Source organism: Acidovorax sp. (assembly GCF_046291265.1).
In the GTDB taxonomy this organism is placed as follows: Bacteria; Pseudomonadota; Gammaproteobacteria; order Burkholderiales; family Burkholderiaceae_C; genus Acidovorax.
In genome coordinates, this window is sequence record NZ_JBKBTV010000184.1 from 1 (window position 1) to 560 (window position 560).

At 65.7% G+C, this 560-nt stretch carries 1 pseudogene; it reads right to left on the bottom strand.

Annotation, left to right across the window (positions count from 1 at the left end):
• Nucleotides 1–560: pseudogene (locus ACK41V_RS23805) on the bottom strand (5-methyltetrahydropteroyltriglutamate--homocysteine S-methyltransferase); the annotation flags it as partial.

Consider the following 560-nt stretch of genomic DNA (forward strand, 5'->3'; position numbering starts at 1 on the left):
GCCCAGGGCCTCCTGCTCGCGCACGCTGCGTTCAATCTCCTTTTTCATCGCAGCCTGGTAGCCGGTCTCGTCCAGGCGGCCGGCCTTGAACTCGCTGCGTGCATGGCGGATCTCGGCCGTCTGCGGGAAGGAGCCGATGGTGGTGGTCGGGTAGACAGGCAGTTGCAGCAGGGCGGCCTGCTTGGGTGCGCGCTGGGCATAGTTGTGTTCACGCTGGCCCAGGCTGTCGCTGATCGTGGCCACGGCGGCCTGCACAGCCGGGTTGTGCACACGCGGTGAAGTGCGCCGTGCAACCAGCGCGGCCTGGTTGGTGGTAAGCGCGTCTTGCACCGCAGCGCGCCCCTCACGCAGGGCGGTGCCCAGCACCTGCAGCTCATCGAGCTTCTGCAAGGCAAAGGCCAGCCAGGATTTCACCTCGGCATCGAGCTTCTGTTCATTGTCCAGGTCTACCGGTACATGCAGCAGCGAACACGTGGGGGCGATCCACAGGCGGTCACCCAGGCGTGCGCTGAGCGGCTCCAGCCAGTCGAGCACCGCGTTCAGATCGGTCTTCCAGATAT